This is a genomic window from Streptomyces sp. W16 (assembly GCF_033194735.1).
Lineage (GTDB): Bacteria > Actinomycetota > Actinomycetes > Streptomycetales > Streptomycetaceae > Streptomyces.
Genome location: NZ_JAWOAI010000945.1, coordinates 1 through 2,127 on the forward strand (window position 1 = coordinate 1; position 2,127 = coordinate 2,127).

Below are 2,127 nucleotides of genomic sequence, written 5' to 3' on the forward strand. Positions count from 1 at the left end.
AGTGCCGCCCCGAAGGGCGGAGCGACCTTCGTCCAGCACCGCGTCGCCGCCGAGGCCGACGAGGTGTGGGCCCTGCTGGACGCGGGCGCCCGGGTGTTCGTGTGCGGCGACGGAGCGCGCATGGCACCTGGCGTGCGGGAGGCGTTCCGTACCCTGTACCGGGACCGCACACCCGGCGCCGACGACCCGGCCGCCGAGCGGTGGCTCAACGGACTGATGGCGGACGGGCGTTACGTCGAGGACGTGTACGCCGCAGGCTGACCGAAAGGGAGAGGCGGGCGTACGGTGACGGACTCCTGGGAGCAGGCCCGGAGGATCCTCCGCTCGGCGGGCATTCCGCCGGACCGGCTCGCCCACCTCCGCCCCATGGGCGGCGGCACCTACAACACCGTCGAGGAACTCACCCTCACCGACGGCAGCCGCTACGTCCTCAAGACCGCACCCACCGCCCCCGGCCTCGCCCACGAGCGCCAACTCCTCGTCTCCGAAGCCGACTTCTACGGCGCCGCCGCCAAGGCCGGGGTGGCGGCACCGCGCGTCGTGGTCCTCGACGGCGACGCCCTCCTGATGACGCTCTGCCCGGGCGAACCCTGGGGCGACCCCCTCACGGACTCCGAAGTAACCGTGCTGCGCACGGAGTTGGGCCGCCTGCTCGCCCGCCTGCACGAGATCACCGGCCCCGGCTTCGGCTACCCCTCCGGTGCCCTCGGCCCGCTCGCCCCCGACTGGCGGACCGCGTTCACCACGATGTACGACGCGGTCCTCGACGACGCCCGCCGCTACCGGGCCTGGCTGCCGCTCCCCGCCGACGACATCGCCCGCACGGCCCGCTCCGCCCACGACGCCCTGGACGAGGTCACCGTCCCCTGCGCCGTCCACTTCGACCTGTGGTGGGGCAACATCCTGGTCGACCGCAGCTCCGGAACGCCCCGTATCGGCGGCCTCATCGACGGCGAGCGCATGTTCTGGGGCGACCCGCTGGCCGACTTCGTCTCCCTGGCGCTGCTCGGGGACATCAGGAAGGACGACGCGTTCCTCGCGGGTTACCGGGAAGCGGGCGGACGGGCCGAGCTCGACCGGCAGGCCGGCCTCCGCTACGCCCTCTACCGCAGCTACCTCTACCTGATCATGCTCACCGAGGCGGTCCCCAGGGAGTTCGGCGCGGAAGAGAACCGCTGGCGGCGGGAGACGGTCGGCCCCGAGCTGCTCGCCGCCCTCGGGGAGATCGACGGGACGGCCTCCACCACGTAGTGTGCATTCCGCCGCCCCTTAGTTCAGGGCGTGAATTAAGAGGGTTCGGAGGGAGCCATATGGCTGGGCGGAACGGGCGCACGGTACGCGACCTCAGGCGGGCCAACCGCACGGTCGTACTGCAACGGCTGTACTTCGACGGACCCCTCAGCCGCTTCGAACTGGGCCCGGCGACCGGACTCAGCTCCGGCTCGGTGAGCAATGTCGTCGCGGACCTCGTCACCGACGGCCTGGTCGAGGAGGCCGGCAGCGTCGACTCCGACGGCGGCCGGCCCCGCACCCTGCTCCGAGTCGCCCCGCACAGCGGCCACATGATCGGCGTCGACGTCGGCGAGACCCGGGTCCGCGTCGAGCTGTTCGACCTGACCCTCACCGAACTCGCCCGCGCCGAACGCCCGTTGGAGCAGCAGCGGTACGAGGTCGAGGTCATCGTCGGCCACATCCGCGACGGCATAGCCGAAGTCCTCGCCGCCGCCGACATCGCACCCGGACAGCTCCTCGGCGTCGGCATCGGCGTCCCCGGCATAGTCGAGCACACCCCGGACCACGGCGCCGTCGTGCACGGCCAGACGATCGGCTGGGACGCGGTCCCCCTCGAAGAACTGCTCCGCTCCACCTCCCAACTCCCCGACGCCGTCCCGTACTTCATCGACAACGGGGCCAAGACCCTCGGCCAGGCCGAGATGTGGTTCGGCGGCGGGCGCGGCGCGCGCAACGCGATCGTCGTCCTCTTCGGCTCCGGCGTCGGCGCCTGCCTCGTCACCCCCGAGGTGGAGCACGGCCGGGCCGTCGAGTGGGGGCATCTGACCGTACGGGTCAGGGGGCGCCGCTGCCGCTGCGGAGCCCTCGGCTGCCTGGAGGCGTACGCGGGCGCAG

General features: G+C 72.5%; 3 protein-coding genes. All 3 read left to right on the forward strand.

The window, feature by feature from the left end:
- Positions 1-261: hypothetical protein (locus tag R6V09_RS51735; protein ID WP_317888340.1), on the forward strand; the 261-nt coding region annotated here is incomplete at its 5' end.
- Positions 262-285: 24 nt separating this feature from the next.
- Complete coding sequence (locus R6V09_RS51740) at positions 286-1,251, forward strand: phosphotransferase family protein (protein ID WP_317888341.1); 966 nt, start codon at positions 286-288, stop codon at positions 1,249-1,251.
- Between the two features lie 59 nt (positions 1,252-1,310).
- A partial coding sequence (locus R6V09_RS51745) for an ROK family transcriptional regulator (RefSeq protein ID WP_317888342.1) occupies positions 1,311-2,127 on the forward strand: 817 nt, incomplete at its 3' end.